Origin of the sequence: Allorhizobium ampelinum S4 (assembly GCF_000016285.1) — a bacterium.
Classification (GTDB): domain Bacteria; phylum Pseudomonadota; class Alphaproteobacteria; order Rhizobiales; family Rhizobiaceae; genus Allorhizobium; species Allorhizobium ampelinum.
Genome location: NC_011989.1, coordinates 2,570,568 through 2,590,415, shown reverse-complemented (window position 1 = coordinate 2,590,415; position 19,848 = coordinate 2,570,568). Strand labels below are relative to the sequence as shown.

The window sequence follows — 19,848 nt, the reverse complement described above, 5'->3', positions numbered from 1 at the left end:
CGGCTACTTTTCGCTGTCCAGATGCGCCATTTGCGCTTCAGCATAGCGGGAACCGGCGGCGCTGTCCTTGGGCACTGCCGCCTCGAGGGCGGCGATATCCTCCTGTGACAGGGTAAAGTCGAGCACGCCAAGCGATTCCTTCAACCGGTCGCGGCGGCGAGCACCAATCAAAGGGACGATATCCTCGCCCTTGGCCAGCACCCAGGCAATGGCGGCTTGCGCTGTGGTCATGCCTTTTGACGACGCAACCTGCGTCAGGGCTTCGACGAGCGCCAGATTGTGGTTGGCATTCTCGCCCTGGAAGCGCGGAGAATGGGCGCGGAAATCCGTTGGTGCCGTCGGTGCGGTCCAGTGGCCGCTGATCAGACCGCGCGACAAAACCCCATAGGCGGTAATACCGATGCCGAGTTCACGGCAGGTCGGCAGGATCTGATCTTCGATGCCGCGGGATATCAGCGAATATTCGATTTGCAGGTCAACGATCGGATGAACGGCTGCTGCCCGACGGATGGTATCTGCGCCGACTTCCGACAGGCCGATATGCCTGACATAGCCGGCCTGGACCATCTCTGCGATGGCGCCAATGGTCTCTTCGATCGGCACATTGGGATCGAGCCGGGCCGGGCGGTAAATGTCGATATGATCGGTGCCCAACCGTTGCAGCGTGTAGGCCAGCGCCGTCTTTACGGCTGATGGGCGTGCGTCGTACCCGATCCAGCCGCCCGCCGGGTCGCGCTGAGCGCCAAATTTGACGCTGATTTGCACTTTGTCGCGCAGGCCGCCCTTCAACCCTTCTCCAATCAACATTTCATTGTGGCCCATGCCGTAGAAGTCGCCGGTATCGATCAGCGTTACCCCGGCATCAATGGCGGCGTGCAGGGTGGCGAGGCTTTCCGTGCGGTCGGAAGGCCCATACATACCTGACATGCCCATGCATCCCAATCCAAGGCGCGAGGTCTGAGGGCCGGATTTTCCAAGTTTTACCGTTTGCATATCCAGTTTCCTTTTCTGCTGTCTGTCTGAAAACAGGTTTACGCTGTTTGGCTTTGTGCGATAATCCTGTTTATTCCGTATGTGTTGTTTGGAATTCTGCACAATGAACGATCTGCCGCTCGCCGATCTCGATGCCTTCGCCACCATTGCCCGGTTGAGAAACTTCCGGGCAGCCGGAAAGTTGCGCGGTGTTTCGGCCTCGTCATTGAGCGAGGCGATGCGGCGGCTGGAGGCGCGGGTTGGCGTGCGGCTGCTGAACCGCACCACCCGCAGCGTGACCCTGACCGATGCCGGAGCGCGGCTGTTGGAACGGTTGTCGCCGACGCTGGCCGATATCGAGCTGGCACTTGACGATATCAACCAGTTTCGCGAGCGCCCCTTCGGACGGTTACGGCTTAACGTGCCGGGTATCGTCGCCCGCTGTGTGCTGCCGCCTGTTGTGACCGGTTTTCTGGCCGCCTATCCAGACATTTTGCTGGAGGTGACTGTCAACGATGCTTTGATCGACGTGCTGGCTGAAGGCTGCGATGCGGGCATCCGCTATGAAGAGGCGCTGCATCAGGACATGATCGCGGTTCCCATTGGCCCGCGCCGCCAGCGCTATGTTTGCGTGGCAGCACCGTCTTATCTTGAGCAGTACGGCAGACCGGAACATCCGCGCGACCTGATCCATCACCGCTCCATTCTGCATCGTTTCAACAGTGGCCGGGTGAATGAATGGCATTTCGAACGCGAGGGTGAGGCGATCAATGTCTCCCCGCCACCCCGGTTGATCGCCGAGACGGTCGATCTCGAACTGGCCGCAGTGCGGGCCGGACTTGGCATGATGGGCACATTCGAGGACTTCGTGATCGAGGATTTGAATGCCGGACGGCTGGAGAGGGTGCTGACCGATTGGGAGGACGAGTTTTCCGGTCCCTTCCTCTATTATCATAGCCGTCGCCACATGCCCGTACCCTTGCGGGTTTTCGTCGATTATATCCGCCAGCATGGCGATCCCGGTTGATCGCCCATCAACAACTGTGATGAGACGACGAGTTTTTCTGAAGCATCTGCTTGTGTCTTGAAAACGTCACGGCTTTGACGTACCGAGGCAATTGCATATTATTTCCTCACGCCGCCGTCGGTTGAGCAGAAAAACGTCGGTTGAGAAGAAAATATGCATTGCAGCTGACCTGTATGCGCCATGTCCGGTATACGATGCTGAAATCCCGCCGCTCGTCCAGCCAGACTGGAAGCGGCTTTTTTTCGTTTTGGAAGTTCTCATGACTTATGCCTCGTCCCAGCGCCTTGGCGCGCCCATTGAAAGTTGGCTTAGCCATGTTCGCGCCACGCTGGCGCTGGGCATTCCCCTGGCGGGGGCGCAACTGGCGCAGCTGGCAATCCACACGACCGATGTGGTGATTGTCGGCCGTCTGGGAGCCGAATCGCTGGCGGCTTTGGTGCTGGCCGGGCAATTTTTCTTCACGGTGTTCATTTTCGGTTCCGGCTTTTCCATCGCCGTCATGCCGATGGTGGCCAATGCCTATGGCAAGGGCGATGTGCGTCTGGCACGCCGCTCCATTCGCATGGGTCTGTGGGTGTCGCTGGCCTATAGCGTGGTGACGTGGCCGCTCTTCCATTACTCGCGTGATGTGTTGCTGGCCCTGGGGCAGGTGCCGCAGGTGGTCGAGCTCGCCTCGAGCTATATCCGCATCATGTGGCTGAGCCTGCCAGTGGCGCTGATGTTTGCGGTGATGCGGGCGCTGGTCAGCGCCATCGGGCGGGCGCAGATCGTCCTCTATATCACCATCGCCACGTTGGTGCTGAATGCCGCCCTTGCTTACTGCATTGTGCTGGGCCATTTCGGCTTTCCGGCTTTCGGCATTCTGGGGGCTGCCTGGGTGGCGGTTTCGGTCAATGTCTTCGCCATGATCACCATGGGTCTCTATCTGCATTTCAACAGTGTTACCCGGAAATACGAATTGTTCGTGCGCTTCTGGCGGCCCGATTGGGATGCGTTGCGCGATGTGATCAAGCTTGGCCTGCCGATTGGCGTGACGGTGTTGGCCGAAGTCAGCCTGTTTACGGCTGCCTCCCTGTTGATGGGCAGCATTGGCACGATTGAACTGGCCGCACATGGCATTGCCCTGCAATTGGCCTCCATCGCTTTCATGATCCCACTGGGGCTGGCGCAGGCCGCCACCGTGCGGATCGGCGTTGCCCATGGGCGCGGCGATTTTACCGATGTGGTGCGGGCGTCCATCACGGTTGTCAGCATGGCAGCCCTGATCTCGGTGATCGGCGGGTTGCTGTTCTTCTTTTTCTCCAATGAATTGAGCGGAATGTTCCTCGACCGTGGCCGCGGTGATGCGGCGGCGGTGCTGGATTATGCAGCGCCGCTGGTGGTGGTCGCCGGTATTTTCCAGCTGGTCGATGGTATGCAGGCGGTTGCCACTGGGCTGCTGCGCGGCCTGAAGGATGCCAGCGTGCCGATGGTCCTGGCGCTGATTTCCTATTGGCCTATTGGCTTCGGGCTGGCCTGGTTCATGGCGTTTCCCTTGGGGATGGGCGGTCTTGGCGTCTGGTTCGGTTTCCTGATCGGGCTTTCCAGCGCTGCCGTGATGATGGGGCTGCGGTTCTGGCTGCGCCTGCGCCACGAGATGCGGATGATGAGCCGGTAAAGCTTTCTGGTCTTGTCATAAGGCTCTGCATGAGAATCAAATAAGCCGACCAAGTGATTGGTCGGCTTATGTTTTTCATCGGCTGTTATCTGTGGTTCAGCGCTCGGCTAAAGCCGGTTCGCCCTTCTTCTCGCGCACCATGTTGATGAAGCGGCGGAACAGGTAATGGCTGTCTTGCGGGCCGGGCGATGCTTCCGGGTGGTGCTGAACGGAAAACACCGGCTTGCCGGTCAGGCGCAGGCCGCAATTGGTGTTGTCGAACAGCGAAATATGAGTCTCTTCAACGCCTTCCGGCAGAGACTTCGAATCCACCGCGAAGCCGTGGTTCATCGAGACGATCTCCACCTTGCCGGTGGTGAAATCCTTAACCGGATGGTTGGCGCCGTGATGGCCCTGATGCATCTTCTCAGTCTTGGCGCCCAGCGCCAGACCCAGCATCTGATGGCCAAGGCAAATACCGAACAACGGGATATCGGTCTCGATCAGTTCCTTGATCACGGGCACGGCATATTCCCCTGTTGCCGCCGGATCACCAGGGCCATTGGAGAGGAAAATGCCATCCGGCGACAGCGCCAGGATATCTTCGGCGCTGGTATTGGCAGGCACGACCGTGACCTTACATTTCAGGCCGGTGAACAGCCGCAGGATATTGCGCTTCACGCCGAAATCCACGCAGACGACGTGATAATCGGCATCCTTGTCAGCCAGTTCGGAAAAGCCTTCATTCCAGACCCATGGCTTTTCGCCCCAGGTCGAGGACTGGCCGGAGGAAGCGACCTTGGCAAGATCAAGACCTTCCAGCCCGCTCCAGGCCTTGGCCTTGGCCTTCAGCGCCTCAATGTCGAAATTGCCGTTCGGGTCATGGGCGATGACGGCGTTTGGCGCACCGTTTTCGCGAATCCAGGCGGTCAGCGCCCGCGTATCGACGCCAGACAGGCCGATCATGCCGCGTGCCTTCAACCAGGTATCCAGGTGCTTGGTGGCGCGGAAATTGGAGGGCTCGGTAATATCGGCCTTGAAGATCACCCCGACCGCGCCGTGGCGGGCGGCAGGCGTCAGGTCTTCAATGTCTTCCTCATTGGTGCCGACATTGCCGATATGGGGAAAGGTGAAGGTAACGATCTGGCCGAGATAGGAGGGATCGGTGAGGATTTCCTCATAGCCGGTCAGCGCGGTGTTGAAGCACACCTCGGCCTGAACATCGCCGGTGGCGCCGACGCCCTGACCTTCGATGACGGTGCCGTCAGCCAGAACCAGAAGCGCTGTCGGCTTGGTTGTTGTCCAGGCTGCGGTGGGCAATGGCGATGTTGCGGTCATATCCGTTCCTTTTCCAGCCGCTTGCCCCGGCCGATGCAAACCGGCGGCGCGTGGCTATCTGTGTGTGCCAGTATCTAAGTGTGCCAAGGCTCCTCGCGCAGCAAAAGATGCGCGTGCGGGAACCTGATGTCGATGTCTGTGCAGGCGATGGTACATAGACGAGAAGCGTAGGCCGGGTCAATTGTTCCTCAGGTAAAAGAGGTGTTTTCCCTTGAAGTCTTGAAAGACCCCCGCATTGCGCGGAGCCTCCGGGAGGGGTATCACCACGCCTGAAGCGAGCCACGGTGCCGTTCGAACGGCGGCCAGGGGCTCCACAGTCACCCAAGGAGATGAAGACATGCTACGCGAGGATCTGACGACTGCGCTGAAGGAAGCGATGAAAGCCAAGGATAGCCGCCGGCTTTCCACCATCCGCTTGGTGCAATCGGCCATCAAGGACCGCGATATCGCCAATCGCGGTGAGGGCAAGGATGAGGCCAGCGATGACGACATCCTCCAGCTGATGGCCAAGCTGGTGAAGCAGCGCGAGGAATCGGCCAAGATTTACGAAGACAATGCCCGCCCCGAGCTTGCCGCCCAGGAGCGCGAGGAAGTGGCGATCATCAAGGGTTTCATGCCCGAGCAGATGGATGACGATAAAGTCCGCGAAGCGATTTCCGGCATTATCACCGAAATCAGCGCCGAAGGCGTGCGCGACATGGGCAAGGTGATGGCCGCTTTGAAAGAACGCTATGCCGGTCAGATGGATTTCGCCAAGGCGTCCGGCTTGGTGAAGGAATTGCTGACGAAGTAAGGCTGAAGCCTCCGTATACAGCGTTGTGCGCCATGGATGGCGCACAACAAGTCGCTACTGCGCTTTATATCTATAGCGGCTTCCTGCTTTGTTTATTCTGCGGCGAGTGGCGCAGCCTCGTGTGGCAATGCGCCGATGGCGGCAAACAGCGCTTCGTCCTCACCTATGCCGGCATTGGGCGTGGTTAGCAGCGTATCACCGTAGAAGACCGAGTTGGCACCGGAAACCAGGCAAAGAATTTGCGCTTCCCGGTTTAATGTCGAGCGCCCGGCCGACAGACGGACCGTGGATTTCGGCATGACAATCCTCGCCGTTGCCACCATGCGCACCAGTTCCAGCGGATCGATCCGCGGCATGGCGGCAAGCGGCGTCCCCTCCACAGGCACCAGCGCGTTGATCGGGACGCTTTCGGGATGTGGGCGCATCGATGCCAGCACCTGGAGCATGGAGGCGCGATCGCGGATGGTTTCGCCCATGCCGATAATGCCGCCGCAACAGAGGTCGATGCCGAAAGAGCGGACGATGGACAGGGTTTCCAGCCGGTCTGCATAGCTGCGGGTGGTGATGATCTCACCGTAAAATTCCGGGCTGGTGTCCAGATTATGGTTGTAAGCCGTCAGTCCGGCCTCGGCCAGTTTCTCAGCCTGATGCTTTTCCAGCATGCCAAGTGTCACGCAGGCTTCCATGCCGAGATCGCGAACGCCGCGCACCATGGTCAGTACGGCGTCAAACTCCTTGCCATCGCGCACCTGCCGCCATGCGGCTCCCATGCAGAAGCGCTCGGCACCGGCATCCTTCGCCCGCTTTGCAAGCGCCAGCACGGTTTCTGGCTGCATGAGGCGATCTTTCGTCAGCTTCACCTCCCGGTGATGGGCCGATTGCGGGCAATAGGCGCAGTCTTCCGGGCAACCGCCGGTCTTGATCGACAGCAGGCTTGCCTTCTGCACGACATTCGGGTTGTGGTGACGGCCATGGACAGCGTTGGCATGGCCGATCAGTTCCAGAAGGGGTAGATTGTGAAGGGTAACGATCTCTTCCACGCTCCAGTCGTTGCGAATTTCGCCCGCAGCCTCACTCATTGCTCCGTCTCCTGCTGGCGTTTTGCCTTTGATGGCCACTGGCTGGCGATCAGCGCCGCAAGAACACATTTCACCAGGTCACCACCCAGAAAGGGCAGGAGCCCAACGGACAGCAGTGTTGCGGCAGGAACGAAGAAGGCAAGCCAGACGAGACCTGCGGCATAGACCAATGCCAGACCGGCAAAACTGGCAACAAGGTGCATCGCCAGCCCGCGTCCATGGCCGATCAAACCGGTTAGCCACGCCGCAAGCCAGTATCCGGCAAGATAGCCACCGGTTGGCCCCACCATATAGGCAAGGCCGATGCCGCGTTCCGGGGAGCCGGAAAACACGGGCGCACCAACAGCACCGACGGCCAGGTAGGTGGTGAAGATGGTCAGCGACATCTGCGGCCCAAGCATCAGCGCGAACGCCATCACCGCAAAGGTATGCAGTGTCATTGGGACCGGCCAGAAGGGGATTTGCACTTTGGCAGCCAAGGTCATCAGCAGCACGCCGGCTGAAACAACTATTATTTTATCGATAAAAATTGAAAATTTATTCTTATGGACTCGAGAAAGAAGAGAAGTGTCCATGTTGTCTCCAATTTTTTGTCTATTTTGAAAAATTATCGATAAAATATCGGGCGTGGGCTTAATGTCAATCCCGACACTCGCTCCTCGGGAGCCGTTGTCTCTTTTTGAGGCCCGGTGATTTCCCTCATTGTCGAATGGGATGTGCCCTTATGATGGGCGAAATGCCGGAAAGGGATTGGAGACGCTGGAGCTTGGGAGGCGCAAAGGGGGAAGCGCTGTGAATAGCGGGTACATTCCATGAAAGCCGTGGCGCTTGTCTTTCATACCTCCTATATAACCAGATCATTCCTCAAGGTTGCCCAATGCGATTTTCAAACGACTTTCTCGACGAGATCCGCGACCGCGTGCCGATTTCGGCCGTGATTGGCGCGCGCGTGCCGTGGGATCGCAAGAAAACCAACGTGTCGCGCGGGGATTACTGGGCCTGCTGCCCGTTTCATGGTGAAAAAAGCCCGAGCTTTCACTGTGAGGATCGCAAGGGCCGTTACCATTGCTTCGGCTGCGGTGTGTCCGGCGATCACTTTCGCTTTCTGACCGATCTGGAAGGCCTGAACTTTCCAGAAGCCGTCGAGCGGATTGCCGACATGGCCGGTATCGCCATGCCCAAGGTGGATGCGCGCGACATAGAGCGTGAGCGCGAGCGCACCAGCCTTCAGGACGTCATGGAAATGGCCACGCTGTTTTTCCAGGATCAGTTACAGGCAGCCCAGGGTGCCAAGGCCCGGGCTTACCTTCGGGAGCGTGGCCTGTCGGGCCGCACCATCGAGACCTTCCGACTGGGCTATGCGCCGGAAAGCCGCAATGCGCTGAAGGAACATCTGGCCGGAAAAGGTGTGCCGAAGGAGCAGATCGAGGCCTGCGGGCTGGTGGTGCATGGGCCGGATATTCCGGTATCCTATGACCGTTTCCGCGACCGGATCATGTTTCCGATTCTGTCGTCCCGCGACAAGGTGATTGCGTTTGGCGGACGGGCGATGTCGCCGGATGCACCGGCCAAATATCTGAATTCCAACGAGACGGAACTGTTTCACAAGGGCAATGTCCTCTATAATTACTCCCGCGCCCGGCGGACGCTTCAGGGCGCCGATGGGGCAGAGACGATCATTGCCGTCGAAGGCTATATGGATGTGATCGCGCTCTATCAGGCGGGCGTGGAAAATGCCGTTGCGCCGCTGGGCACGGCGCTGACTGAAAACCAGCTGGAACTGATGTGGAAAATGACGCCGCAGCCGGTGCTGTGTTTCGATGGCGATGGCGCTGGGCAACGCGCGGCGTTTCGCGCCGTTGATCTCGCCCTGCCGCATCTGAAGCCCGGAAAAAGCGTCCGCTTTGCCATGCTGCCGGATGGCAAGGACCCTGATGATCTGGTCAAGCAGGATGGTCGCGCGCCCTTTGACCGGGTATTGGCCGAGGCCCGCTCTCTGGATGAAATGGTCTGGCTGCGCGAAACCGGCCAGGGTCGCTTTGACACGCCGGAGCAGCGCGCCGAGCTTGAGGCGCGGTTAAAGCAGATCGTCAATATCATTGCCGATGAGAATGTGCGCCGCCACTATCAGCAGAATGTCAGGGACCGGCTCTATGGGTTCTTCCAGGGGCGGGGGCAGGGGCAGGGCGCTGGCCGTGCCGGGCGCGGCAATTTCGAGCGTGGTGGTGGTGGCTTTACCGGCAACCGGCCCGGCAATGGCCGTTTTCAAAACAATGCGGGTGGTCGCGGCGCACCGGCTGGCCAGCGTCCCGGCAGCACGATGGCCTCCGACCGGCTGACGCGGTCGGGCATGGTCAGCCGCAGCCATGACCAGCCCAGCCTGCGCGAAAGCGTGCTGGCGCTGACCATCGTCAATCATCCGCAATTGTTGCAGGAGGATTATGACGAGATTTCCTGCATCGATTTCGACAGCCGTGATCTGCAAAGGCTTTGGCCTGCGGTGCTGACCGCTGTTGCGCAAACCGGGGCGCAACTGACCCGTGAGGATCTATATGAGCGGTTGATGTCGGGCGGTTTCGATGCGCTGTTGAAGGCGCTGGACCAGCAGATCCGCAATGCCAGGCTGTGGACGGCAACCACGGTGGCGGCGCTGGAAGATGCCCGCGAGGGCTATACACAGGCGCTGTCATTGCATAAGCGCGCCAAGGCGCTGCGCCGCCAGCGCATCGAACTGGAACGTGAGATTGCCGAGGCGACCGAGGCGGATGATGCCGGGCGGATCGACGGGCTGATGTCGGTTTTGCAGGAAGTGCAGCTGGAAATCGTTCGGATGGAGAACCAGGAAGCGATCATCGATGGCTTTGGCGTGATGTCGGGCCGTGTCAAGGGACCGGCTTATGGTCACAATTCATAACGGTTTTGCAAGCTTTGTTATGGCAGATACCAACCGCGCCCCTTGTATCGGCGGCGTGAGTGCCTAGATTTCAGTTCAAACCGGGTGAAGTTCCTGAGATCGAGGCCGTGCCTGTCCCGAAAGGATGTTCCAAAAGGACAGGTTAATGACGTGGCGATTAAATGGCTCCCTGCCACTTGTGGCGCGTGTGGAGGCGTTTGGATAAGGAGCGTAGAGCGAGATGAATGGTTTTTTCGCGATATCAACAGGCACAATCGCTTTAAAAGGCTTGACGTATCGATAAATTGTGGGAATCACGGTCAAACGAAAAAACAAGGTGACGCAGGTTGCGCCGGGTCTATGCTGGCGGGCTTCGTCGCCTGTTTGTGTAGTTATACCGCAATCGACGGGAACCGTGGTGGTCAACCGGGAATTAGACATTGCTTGGTCAACGTGCCATTTCCTTCAGGAAAGCACCAAGGCTGACGGAATGTTTCGCATCTAAGGCATGGTTTTTCTTCGGCCTCATCTGGTTTGAGAAGTTGTGCTGCACATTTAAGGTTTTACAGCGTGTTTCGTGCGTATGGTCCGCGCATGGCGCTGTAGGTCATAACCAGTGATTCGTAGTGGTCGGTGCAAGGCTATGCCCCATCTGGCGCGTGACAGCACTGCGGAAAATTGAAGCGTCAGGGAAAGCGACGAGATACATGGCAACCAAGGTCAAGGAAAACGAAGAAGCCGAGAACGAGCGCGATGGCGCGACCGACGGTCCGCTTCTCGATCTTTCGGATGACGCGGTCAAGAAAATGATCAAGGCCGCCAAGAAGCGCGGCTACGTCACTATGGATGAGTTGAATTCGGTTCTGCCGTCTGAGGAAGTGACCTCGGAGCAGATCGAAGACACCATGGCGATGCTTTCCGACATGGGCATCAACGTCGTCGAGGACGAGGACGCCGAAGATCCGGCAGCCGAAGAAAGCGACAACGACGAAGAAGCCGAAAGCGAAGGCGGCGAACTGGCGCCTGCTGGCAATACCGCTGTTGCCACAGCCAAGAAGAAAGAGCCGACCGACCGCACGGACGACCCGGTGCGCATGTATCTGCGCGAAATGGGCTCGGTGGAGCTGTTGTCGCGCGAAGGCGAAATCGCCATTGCCAAGCGCATCGAGGCTGGCCGCGAAACGATGATCGCCGGTCTCTGTGAGAGCCCGCTGACCTTCCAGGCGCTGATTATCTGGCGCGACGAGTTGAACGAAGGCACGACGCTGCTGCGCGAGATCATCGATCTCGAGACCACCTATTCCGGTCCCGAGGCCAAGGCCGCGCCTCAATTCCAGAGCCCGGAAAAAATCGAGGCGGATCGCAAGGCTGCCGAGGAAAAGGAAAAGACCCGCCGGGTCCGCTCCAGCGAAGACGACATCACCAATGTCGGCGGCGACATGCAGATGCCGGAAGAAGAGGAAGAGGACGAAGACGAGTCCAATCTTTCGCTGGCCGCCATGGAAGCCGAGTTGCGGCCCCAGGTCATGGAAACCCTCGACCTGATCGCCGATACCTACAAAAAGCTGCGCAAGTTGCAGGACCAGCAGGTGGAAGCGCGCCTGGCCTGTGCCGGCACGCTGTCGTCAGGCCAGGAGCGGCGCTACAAGGAGCTGAAGGATCAGTTGATCACGGCAGTCAAATCGCTGTCGCTGAACCAGAACCGGATCGACAGCCTTGTCGAGCAGCTCTACGACATTTCCAAGCGCCTGATGCAGAACGAAGGCCGCCTGTTGCGGTTGGCTGAAAGCTACGGCGTCAAGCGCGACAGCTTCCTGGAGCAATATCAGGGCGCGGAACTTGATCCCAACTGGATGAAGTCGGTCGGCAATCTGGCTGCCCGAGGCTGGAAGGATTTCGCCCGCGAAGAAAACAACACGATCCGGGAAATCCGTCAGGAAATCCAGAATCTGGCCACAGAAACCGGCATTTCCATCGCTGAATTCCGCCGTATCGTCTCCATGGTACAGAAGGGCGAACGCGAAGCCCGGATCGCCAAGAAGGAAATGGTCGAGGCCAATCTGCGTCTGGTTATTTCGATTGCCAAAAAATACACCAATCGCGGCCTGCAATTCCTTGACCTGATTCAGGAAGGCAATATCGGCCTGATGAAGGCGGTTGACAAGTTCGAATACCGGCGCGGCTATAAGTTCTCCACCTATGCGACGTGGTGGATCCGGCAGGCAATCACCCGTTCGATTGCCGACCAGGCCCGCACGATCCGTATTCCGGTGCATATGATCGAAACGATCAACAAGATCGTTCGGACCTCGCGCCAGATGCTGCACGAAATCGGCCGCGAACCGACCCCGGAAGAACTGGCTGAAAAGCTGGCCATGCCGCTCGAAAAAGTCCGCAAGGTGCTGAAAATCGCCAAGGAGCCGATCTCGCTCGAAACCCCTGTGGGCGACGAGGAAGATTCGCATCTCGGCGACTTCATCGAGGACAAGAACGCGCTACTGCCCATCGACGCCGCCATCCAGGCCAACCTGCGCGAAACCACCACCCGTGTGTTGGCATCGCTGACGCCACGCGAAGAGCGCGTGTTGCGCATGCGCTTCGGCATCGGCATGAACACCGACCACACGCTGGAAGAAGTCGGCCAACAGTTCTCGGTTACCCGCGAACGTATCCGCCAGATCGAAGCCAAGGCACTTCGCAAGCTCAAGCATCCGAGCCGCTCGCGCAAACTGCGCAGCTTCCTGGATAGCTAAGGTTAGCGAAGAGCTAAGAGTTGAAAACCCGGCGGAAACGCCGGGTTTTTTGTTAAATCTCGCTGCTTGTCAAGTTATGAAGGCAGGCTTAGCAAGGCTGGTTTCAGGTGCTTTTCGGTATTGTGGAGATTCAGAAAGAACCATTTTCGCAGTTGTAAAATCGCCCTTGTTGGAGAAGAGCCATTGGTAGGACCACGCGGCCTGTAAATAATTAAGGTTTAGTACAGACTCTGACGCGCAGGGAGCAGGTTTTCCAGTTGTGATTGCCTCATACAAATGTTGAGCGCGCCGTAAATCTCTTTGAATTGTGAAAGCGTCAATGGTCATTCCGAGCCCAGATTTCCAAAGGCTTTCCAAGATCTGGGTACCATTTCGATAAAAAGAAATGATTTCTTCTGTCGTCGAACGGCATGGTAAGTAGATCGCAAGCTTCGGGCTGATTGGGAGAAATGCCTCGACACCTAAGATGTCAAAGCCGAGGCAGCGAACGCCAGCCGGGTCTTTTGTGTGCTGTAAAACAACCGGTTGATCGCCAAGATATAATATATCGTCATGTTCAATTTTTAGCAGCACCCAGTGTCGATTTTCTATTATGTCAACTGTTATAAACGTGCTTTCCCAAAGCCTTTCAAGTGTCTCGCCTATTTCTGTCCTGTTCGGTTGTTCCTTAAGATTTCCGAGAAATGCTTGGGTTCTAAAAGCTTGAGCAGCTATGAAATTAGCAATATTAGATCGCTCTGATTCAGTGAGATTTGCGACTGAGTTGTTGAGGGCAATCTTCCTGAAGCTAGGTGCTGCCTTGGTTTCTATGTTTTGAAACCGATCTTCGAAACTTATCTTTTTTCCTCGAATTTCGAATTCGTAGAAATTCATAATTGAAGCGGCATGTTTCGGGGGCACTTTCCCAACTATGTCTGTGCTTTTATTGTATCTATATACCCGGCCATCAATGTCGGCGAAATTCTTCAACAAAAATTTGGGGACATAGTGCTGGTTCTGCATATTTTGGGACCTAATGTCTAAGGCATATTCAATAGTAGGCCTCAACCAGGGAGTGGACGCAACAGGTTGATCTCACTTCGTGTCTCATTGACACTAAATATAATCTCTCGCCGCCAATCTCCCCCGCACGACCCGCATAAATACCCTTGCCCCAACCTCAATCAACACATCCGGAAAGTCATAATCCGGGTTGTGCAACGCCGGATGTGTCTCGCCTGCGCCGAGGAAGAACATGGCGGTGGGGCAGATGGTGCGGAAGCGGCCGAAGTCTTCGGAGGCGCGCATGGGCAGGGTGCGGGCGTCGTGGGGTATGCCTTCGGCATCGAGGGCGGTGGTGAGGGCGGTGACGGCTTGCGGGGCGTTTTCGCAGTGCAGGAAGATGTCGTGATAGGTGAGGGTCAGGCCAAGGCCGTGTTGTGCGGCGGTTGCGTGGGCGAGGGCTTCGGCTTGGCTGCAAAGCCCGTCCATGCCCTCATCGGTCAAGGTTCGCAGTGTCACCCAGATTTCGCCGTCGCCGGGCGCGATGCCGAAGGCGGGTTCGCCGAGTTGTGCGTGGGTCACGGTGGCGAGGCGGAAGTCGGGGGCGGGTGGGGCGCTGTGGGAGAGGGCGGTCAGGGCTGGCATCAGGCTGCTGATCGCCTGCATCGGCGACAGGCCGGTTTCGGGCTGCGAGGCATGGGCGGTTTTGCCGGTCAGCGTTATTTTCAGCCCGCGTGAGGCGCAATTGACCGGGCCTGCCTTCAGCGCCACATGGCCGAGTGGAAGACCCGGCAGATTGTGCAGGGAAAAGGCCAGATCCGGCGCAATCTCAGCAAAGCGCGGATCGGCCAGCACAGCGGCGGCACCAGCCCCATTTTCCTCGGCAGGCTGAAACAGCAGCACAACGAGGCCTGTGGCAGGCGGCTGGCGCGACAGGCCAAGCGCCAGTGCCAGCAGAATGGTGGAATGGCCGTCATGGCCGCAGAGATGGCCTTTCCCCGGGATTGTCGATCCATAGGGCAGGCCTGTTTTTTCCGTAATCGGCAGCGCGTCGAGTTCTGAGCGAAACAGCAGGGTCGGGCCGGGTGCCGCACCCGAAAACACCGCCGCTACGCCATGGCCGCCAAGCCCGGTCAGAATGCGGTCCGGGTGGAGCGGCGTCAGTGCCTCGACGACCCGCCGGGCTGTCTCTTGTTCCTCACCGGAGACTTCCGGATAGCGATGAAGCTCCTGGCGGATGGCGGTGAGTGCGTGCAGATCGGTAGGGCTGAGGAACATGGTGGCTCCGCAATGGCGTGGCTGACATGCGTCTGTTAGCACGCCATTGTGTCTGCCTGGAAGTGGCGAAGTGGACCTTGCGGGTTTGCGGCGGGCGTCAGCGCCGTGTATGGATCGGGCAATGCAGGAAAAGCCGCAACCGATGCATAAGCGCTTTGTCTGGGGCATCACCGCCTCGGTGCTGCTGCATGGGCTTCTGGTTCTGGCATTCCTGGCCCATTGGCCCGCCCAGGCGCCGGATGCGCCGAAGGAAGAGGTCGTGTCGGTTTCCATTGAGCCGCCGCCAGAGGAGAAGCCTCAACCTGAAAAGCCAAAACCGGAAAAGCAATTGCAGTTGGAGTTGAAGCCGGAGGCCAAGCCAAAGGAAGCCCCGGCACCTGCGGCACCCAAAGCTGAAGAGAAGAAGCCAGAGGAAAAGCAGGAAGCCAAACCGCCTGCACCTGCGCCACAGCAGGAGCCGCCAAAGCCCGCCGATGATAAGCCGCAAGCTCTGGAATCAGCCCCGAAGGACGAGGAGGCCCCGAAGGAGGATGCGCCGCCTGTGCCGCCGCCTGCCGAGGAACCGGCAGCGCAAACCCAGTCACCACCCCCCGATGCCCCGAAGGCCGGGCCAGACAAGTCTGCCGTAGGTGATCCACAAAAGACTGAGCCGCCGCAGCCGCCCGCCCTGCCTAAGGATGTGACGCCGCCGGATGCCGGGCTGGCCGGGCAATTGCCGACGCCGGACAAGGTGGAAAAGCCGGGCGGCGGGCTGGTGACGGAGCAACGCTTTGCGCTGGATGAGGAGAGTGCAACGAAGCCGCAGCAGAAGCCGGAGGCCTTGCCTTCGCCTGTTGTGGCGGACAAGAAAGCCGGACCGGTTGCCGCGTTGAAGCCCGCCAAACGGATCTATTCCAAGGCAACGCTGTCCGATCCGCGGGTGCGCCAAGCCCTCGGCACGCTGCCGCCGGAACGCCGGATCGTGCAGATTTGCAGCATTGAAATGCTGGAACAGGTCCGCCGCGCCGTGCCCGGTGCCGTGCCGGATGTGATCGCGGGATCTCCGACGACGCGACAGACCGTTACGGCTCGGTTGATGGATGTGTCAGGCGCTGCCTTCCGCAGCCGGGGCCAATGGTATGATATCGGCTATCATTGCGAAACGGATGCCAAGACCCAGGCGATCACCAGTTTCAGCTATTCACTCGGTGCCGCCGTGCCGAAAAGCCAGTGGCAGGCGCGGCGTTTTCCGGTGAATTGACGCTTACGAATGCCGGATCAGCCCGATGGCGATCCAGGCCATGACCACGGCGATGATTGCATCCAGAATGCGCCAGGAGACGGGCCGCGCAAATACCGGCACCAATAGCCGTGCGCCAAAGCCGAGCGAGAAGAAAAACAGGAAGGAAGCCGAAACCGCGCCAAGGCCGAAGGCTGTCTTGTGATCCGCAAAGCGGCTGGAAATAGAGCCGATCAGCAGCACCGTATCCAGATAGACATGCGGGTTGAGAAAGGTAAGGGCGAGGCAGGTGGCAAGGCTGGCGGTGAGCGTGCTGGGCTTTGCCTCGCCGGGCGCAAGGCCGCTTTCGGTTTTCAGCGCAGCGAAGGCATGCCGGGCGCTATAGGCCAGAAGAAACGCCGCGCCACCATAGCGCAGCACCGGCTCAAAAGCGGGCAGAAGTGCGGTTACTGTCGCCAGCGCGGAAATGCCAAGCACGATCAGCAAGGCATCAGAGGCGGCGCAGGTCAGGCAGAGGATAAAGACATGCTCGCGCCGCAAGCCCTGGCGCAGCAGGAAGGCGTTTTGCGCACCAATGGCGACAATCAGGCTCAGGCCAAGAAACAGGCCGGAAAAATAGGCGTTTTGCATAGAGGTCTCCAGGTTGTGGCCCTTTGACTAATGCAAATGAATTCATTAGAAAAATTAACAAATATAACCAGTCATAAGAAATTCTAATGGCATTCGATGGTGAGCAGTTATCGGCGCTGGTGGCTGTGCTCCGCAGCGGCAGCTTTGAAAAGGCGGCCCGGCAATTGGGGGTAACGCAATCGGCGATCTCGCAGCGCATCAAGCTGCTGGAGGAGCGATCCGGCACGGCGCTGATCATTCGTGGCCAACCTTGCTTGCCGACCTCGGCGGGCGCGAGGCTTTGCCGCCATGCCGAGGAAGTGGCCTTGCTGGAGCGCGAGGTGATCGGAGATCTCGGCCTTGCGCAGGCGGCGCAGGTGACGGTGCGGCTGGCAATCAATGCCGATAGTCTCGCGACATGGTTCGTGCCAGCCATGGCTGCGGTGGAGGGCCTGTTGTTCGATCTGGTGCTTGACGATCAGGACCACAGTGCCGATTGGCTGCGGCGCGGTGAGGTGCGGGCGGCGGTGACCTCGCTTGCCGCGCCCGTTCAGGGCTGCGATTGCCGACCGCTTGGATTGCTGACCTACCGCGCCACGGCCAGCCCGGATTTTGTAGCGAGATGGTTTCCCCAGGGCGTCACCGCTGAGGCTCTGGCTGTCGCCCCTTGCCTTACTTTCAACGCTAAGGATGGATTGCAAACCGCCTGGATAGAGCAGGTGGCCGGATGTCGATTGTCACCCCCTTGCCATTGGCTGCCCTCCAGCCAGGCTTTTATCGATGCCTCGCGTCTGGGGCTGGGCTGGGGCATGAACCCGGCAGTTTCGGTGGCACCCTTGATTGCCGAGGGCGTGCTGGTGGATCTGAGGCCGGATCAACCGCTTGCCGTGCCGCTTTATTGGCATTGGAGCAGGGCGCTGGGCCGGGCGCTCGATCCGCTAACGGCAAGCGTCCTTGCCGCAGCACGCCAATGCTTGCTGCCCATGGCGCGTAAACTTCCATCAATGCGGTAAGACTGCATTCACCACAAAGTATATTTGGGTCGTAGAGATGGATGGTACAACGCTTTGTTGTTAAGTTTTCCCTCATATTGTTGCCTCGCGTCGATAGCTGGGAGGCATTGGGATAGACTATGAAAGGGATGGTTTTTACGGAAATGCTCGAATTCGTCGCCGCGACCTGGAATGAAGACATGGCCGACGACATTATCGAAGCCTCTCTACTGACCAATGGGCTTGCCAGTGGCGGAGCCTATACCAGCGTCGGCACCTATGACCATCGTGAAATGATGGCGCTGCTGGCTGCGCTGTCGCAACGCTCCGGCCTTGGTGTCGATGCATTGATGCAGGCGTTCGGACTGCATCTTGCGGGACGTTTCGCCGTGTTGTTTCCAGGCTTTTTCGACCGCAGCGGCGGTCTCTTCGGCTTTCTCGCCAGCATTGATGCCCATATTCATGTCGAGGTGAAAAAGCTCTATCCCGACGCGGAATTGCCTTCCTTCGAAATTCTCAGCCAGGACGGTACGTCCCTGTCCATGCTCTATCGGTCCGGGCGGAAAATGGAGGCCTTGGCGGAAGGCCTGATCCAAGGGGCTGCCCGGCATTTTGGAAGCATTGTTAAGGTCGAACGCAGCGCGCGCGACGATGGGGCAACTCTGTTTGTGATCGCCGAGAGCGCATCGTGATGGTAAACCAGCCATTTGAGGTTTCCGAGCCTGATCGGATCGACCGGCTGACCCGCCGTCTGGAGCGCGAGCGCGCGGCCCGCCGCCAAGCCGAGACATTGCTGGAAGCGCGTGCGCGTGAACTTTACATGGCCAATTGCCAATTGGCACGACAGGCGGAAGATCTCGAACAGCGGGTCATGCAGCGCACGGAGGAGCTGGTTCAGGAGCGCGAACGTGCCATTGCACTGGCCCAGCAGGACCAATTGACCGGGCTTGCCAATCGTCGCAGCTTTACCGCGGTTTTGACCGACGCTTGCCAGAAGAGCCGCCTTCGAGGCGACCGTGTTACGGTTGTTCTTGTTGATATGGATAGGTTCAAGGCGATCAACGACGCTTATGGTCATGAGGCGGGGGATGCGGTGCTGCGGGAATTTGCCCGCCGCCTGATGGTTGCGGCTGGACCTGGAACGGTGGCACGGCTGGGTGGTGACGAATTTGCATTGATTCTCGACCATCTGTCGGATGTGACGGCCGATCATGCCTTTGTCTCAAGTTTTCGCGCCAGTTTGCAGGAGCCGGTTCTCTTCAACGGCAAGCGCCTGGAGGTCTCGGCGTCCATCGGATATGCGAGCCTGCCGGATCATGCCGCATCGTCCACCGAATTGCTGCGGCATGCCGATATGGCGCTTTACGTTTCCAAGAAAGCTGGGCTGTCGCTGGCGACCGCTTTTGACGACGACCTTTGGGCCGAGGCCAACGAGCGACGCTTGCTGGAGCTGGAACTGGTGCTGGCCATGGACCGCCATGAAATCATGCCCTGGTACCAGCCGATCGTTGATGGAGCCAGCAAGCGGATACTGGGGGTGGAAGTGCTGGCACGCTGGCAGCATCCCTATCGCGGTCTGGTGCTGCCGGGTGTATTTCTGCCACTGGCGGAAGAGCGCAACCTTCTGGATCGGTTGTTTGCGCAGGTCGCCCGCGCCGCCTGTGCGCAAACAGCGCCGCTGGTCAAGGCTGGCAAGCTCAACTACGTGTCGGTCAATATTTCTCCAAGCCAGTTCAAGTCCGGTAATCTGGCGATGGTCATCGCGTCCATCCTGGAACAGACCGGTTTTCCAGCCACGGCATTGGTGGTGGAGATTACCGAGGACCTGATCATGTCGGACCTGCTGCGGGCCGGGCGCGAGCTTTCCGAACTTTCGCGGCTCGGCGTTCGGGTTGCGCTCGATGATTTCGGCACCGGCTATTCGAATATTTCCTCTCTCAGCAGCCTGCCGATCCAATGGTTGAAACTAGACCGTAGCCTGATCAGCCGGGTTGGGGACGACCGAGTTGGGCAGGTTATCGTTCAGGCCGTGCTGCAAATGGCCCAGGCGCTCGGCATCGATGTTGTCGCGGAAGGTATCGAAACGGAGGTGCAGGCACGCTGGCTTGTGGAAGCCGGATGCCGCAAACATCAGGGTTTTCTCTATGGCCGCCCGGCACCTCTGGAAGACTTGCTGTGTTTCTCGCAACCGGAACGTCTAAGCCTTGCAGCTGGAAAGAGCCCTTGACGCAGGCGTTCTATGGGCCATTTCCTTGACGGAGCGCAATTCGAGGACCAT

General features: G+C 58.8%; 16 protein-coding genes. 9 read left to right on the top strand and 7 right to left on the bottom strand.

Features of this window, described 5'->3' with window-relative positions:
- Positions 1 to 3 precede the first annotated feature (3 nt).
- Entirely contained in the window at positions 4 to 993 is a 990-nt protein-coding gene (locus tag AVI_RS12320; RefSeq protein ID WP_015916656.1) for an aldo/keto reductase, read from the bottom strand.
- A 103-nt stretch (positions 994 to 1,096) separates the two neighbouring features.
- On the opposite strand from AVI_RS12320, the gene AVI_RS12315 reads away from it, so the two are divergent.
- The gene (locus AVI_RS12315; RefSeq protein WP_015916655.1) at positions 1,097 to 1,999 is read left to right on the top strand and encodes a LysR family transcriptional regulator; all 903 of its coding nucleotides are present in this window, start codon (positions 1,097 to 1,099) and stop codon (positions 1,997 to 1,999) included.
- 259 nt (positions 2,000 to 2,258) lie between these two features.
- Positions 2,259 to 3,656 (top strand): MATE family efflux transporter, encoded by a 1,398-nt coding sequence (locus AVI_RS12310; protein ID WP_015916654.1) that lies wholly within the window; start codon positions 2,259 to 2,261, stop codon positions 3,654 to 3,656.
- Between the two features lie 96 nt (positions 3,657 to 3,752).
- Here AVI_RS12310 and carA read toward each other — a convergent pair whose 3' ends face one another.
- The gene (carA, locus tag AVI_RS12305; RefSeq protein WP_015916653.1) at positions 3,753 to 4,973 is read right to left on the bottom strand and encodes a glutamine-hydrolyzing carbamoyl-phosphate synthase small subunit; all 1,221 of its coding nucleotides are present in this window, start codon (positions 4,971 to 4,973) and stop codon (positions 3,753 to 3,755) included.
- Between the two features lie 337 nt (positions 4,974 to 5,310).
- On the opposite strand from carA, the gene AVI_RS12300 reads away from it, so the two are divergent.
- Positions 5,311 to 5,766 (top strand): GatB/YqeY domain-containing protein, encoded by a 456-nt coding sequence (locus tag AVI_RS12300; RefSeq protein WP_015916652.1) that lies wholly within the window; start codon positions 5,311 to 5,313, stop codon positions 5,764 to 5,766.
- A 92-nt stretch (positions 5,767 to 5,858) separates the two neighbouring features.
- Here AVI_RS12300 and bioB read toward each other — a convergent pair whose 3' ends face one another.
- On the bottom strand, positions 5,859 to 6,845 hold the full coding sequence (gene bioB, locus AVI_RS12295) for a biotin synthase BioB (protein WP_015916651.1): 987 nt from the start codon (positions 6,843 to 6,845) through the stop codon (positions 5,859 to 5,861).
- Positions 6,842 to 7,285 (bottom strand): biotin transporter BioY, encoded by a 444-nt coding sequence (locus tag AVI_RS12290; RefSeq protein WP_234617733.1) that lies wholly within the window; start codon positions 7,283 to 7,285, stop codon positions 6,842 to 6,844. Before AVI_RS12290 ends, bioB begins: the two co-directional genes overlap by 4 nt.
- A 437-nt stretch (positions 7,286 to 7,722) precedes the next feature.
- Between AVI_RS12290 and dnaG the strand changes: the two genes are divergently transcribed.
- Positions 7,723 to 9,759, top strand: a complete 2,037-nt coding sequence (dnaG, locus tag AVI_RS12285) for a DNA primase (RefSeq protein ID WP_015916649.1) — start codon at positions 7,723 to 7,725, stop codon at positions 9,757 to 9,759.
- A 686-nt stretch (positions 9,760 to 10,445) separates the two neighbouring features.
- Positions 10,446 to 12,491 carry an RNA polymerase sigma factor RpoD gene (gene rpoD / locus AVI_RS12280; protein ID WP_015916648.1) on the top strand — a complete coding sequence of 682 codons (2,046 nt, stop codon included), beginning with the start codon at positions 10,446 to 10,448 and terminating at the stop codon, positions 12,489 to 12,491.
- Between the two features lie 69 nt (positions 12,492 to 12,560).
- Here the strand turns inward: rpoD and AVI_RS12275 are convergent, their stop codons facing one another.
- Both AVI_RS12275 and AVI_RS12270 read right to left on the bottom strand, forming a co-directional pair.
- Positions 12,561 to 13,493, bottom strand: a complete 933-nt coding sequence (locus tag AVI_RS12275) for a DUF4238 domain-containing protein (protein ID WP_041696892.1) — start codon at positions 13,491 to 13,493, stop codon at positions 12,561 to 12,563.
- A 93-nt stretch (positions 13,494 to 13,586) separates the two neighbouring features.
- The gene (locus tag AVI_RS12270) at positions 13,587 to 14,750 is read right to left on the bottom strand and encodes an amidohydrolase (protein WP_015916646.1); all 1,164 of its coding nucleotides are present in this window, start codon (positions 14,748 to 14,750) and stop codon (positions 13,587 to 13,589) included.
- Positions 14,751 to 14,892: 142 nt separating this feature from the next.
- Between AVI_RS12270 and AVI_RS29135 the strand changes: the two genes are divergently transcribed.
- Positions 14,893 to 15,990, top strand: a complete 1,098-nt coding sequence (locus AVI_RS29135) for a DUF930 domain-containing protein (protein WP_015916645.1) — start codon at positions 14,893 to 14,895, stop codon at positions 15,988 to 15,990.
- Positions 15,991 to 15,993: 3 nt separating this feature from the next.
- Here the strand turns inward: AVI_RS29135 and AVI_RS12260 are convergent, their stop codons facing one another.
- Positions 15,994 to 16,599, bottom strand: a complete 606-nt coding sequence (locus AVI_RS12260; RefSeq protein WP_015916644.1) for a LysE/ArgO family amino acid transporter — start codon at positions 16,597 to 16,599, stop codon at positions 15,994 to 15,996.
- A gap of 86 nt (positions 16,600 to 16,685) precedes the next feature.
- Between AVI_RS12260 and AVI_RS12255 the strand changes: the two genes are divergently transcribed.
- The 3 genes from AVI_RS12255 to AVI_RS12245 all read left to right on the top strand — a co-directional run bounded on the left by AVI_RS12255 (position 16,686) and on the right by AVI_RS12245 (position 19,797).
- Positions 16,686 to 17,591: a LysR family transcriptional regulator ArgP gene (locus AVI_RS12255; protein ID WP_015916643.1), complete on the top strand. Its 906-nt coding sequence runs from the start codon at positions 16,686 to 16,688 to the stop codon at positions 17,589 to 17,591.
- A gap of 119 nt (positions 17,592 to 17,710) precedes the next feature.
- A complete protein-coding gene (locus tag AVI_RS12250) occupies positions 17,711 to 18,262 on the top strand; it encodes a heme NO-binding domain-containing protein (protein WP_015916642.1) in 552 nt (183 codons plus the stop codon).
- A complete protein-coding gene (locus AVI_RS12245; RefSeq protein WP_015916641.1) occupies positions 18,262 to 19,797 on the top strand; it encodes a putative bifunctional diguanylate cyclase/phosphodiesterase in 1,536 nt (511 codons plus the stop codon). Before AVI_RS12250 ends, AVI_RS12245 begins: the two co-directional genes overlap by 1 nt.
- Positions 19,798 to 19,848: the final 51 nt, after the last annotated feature.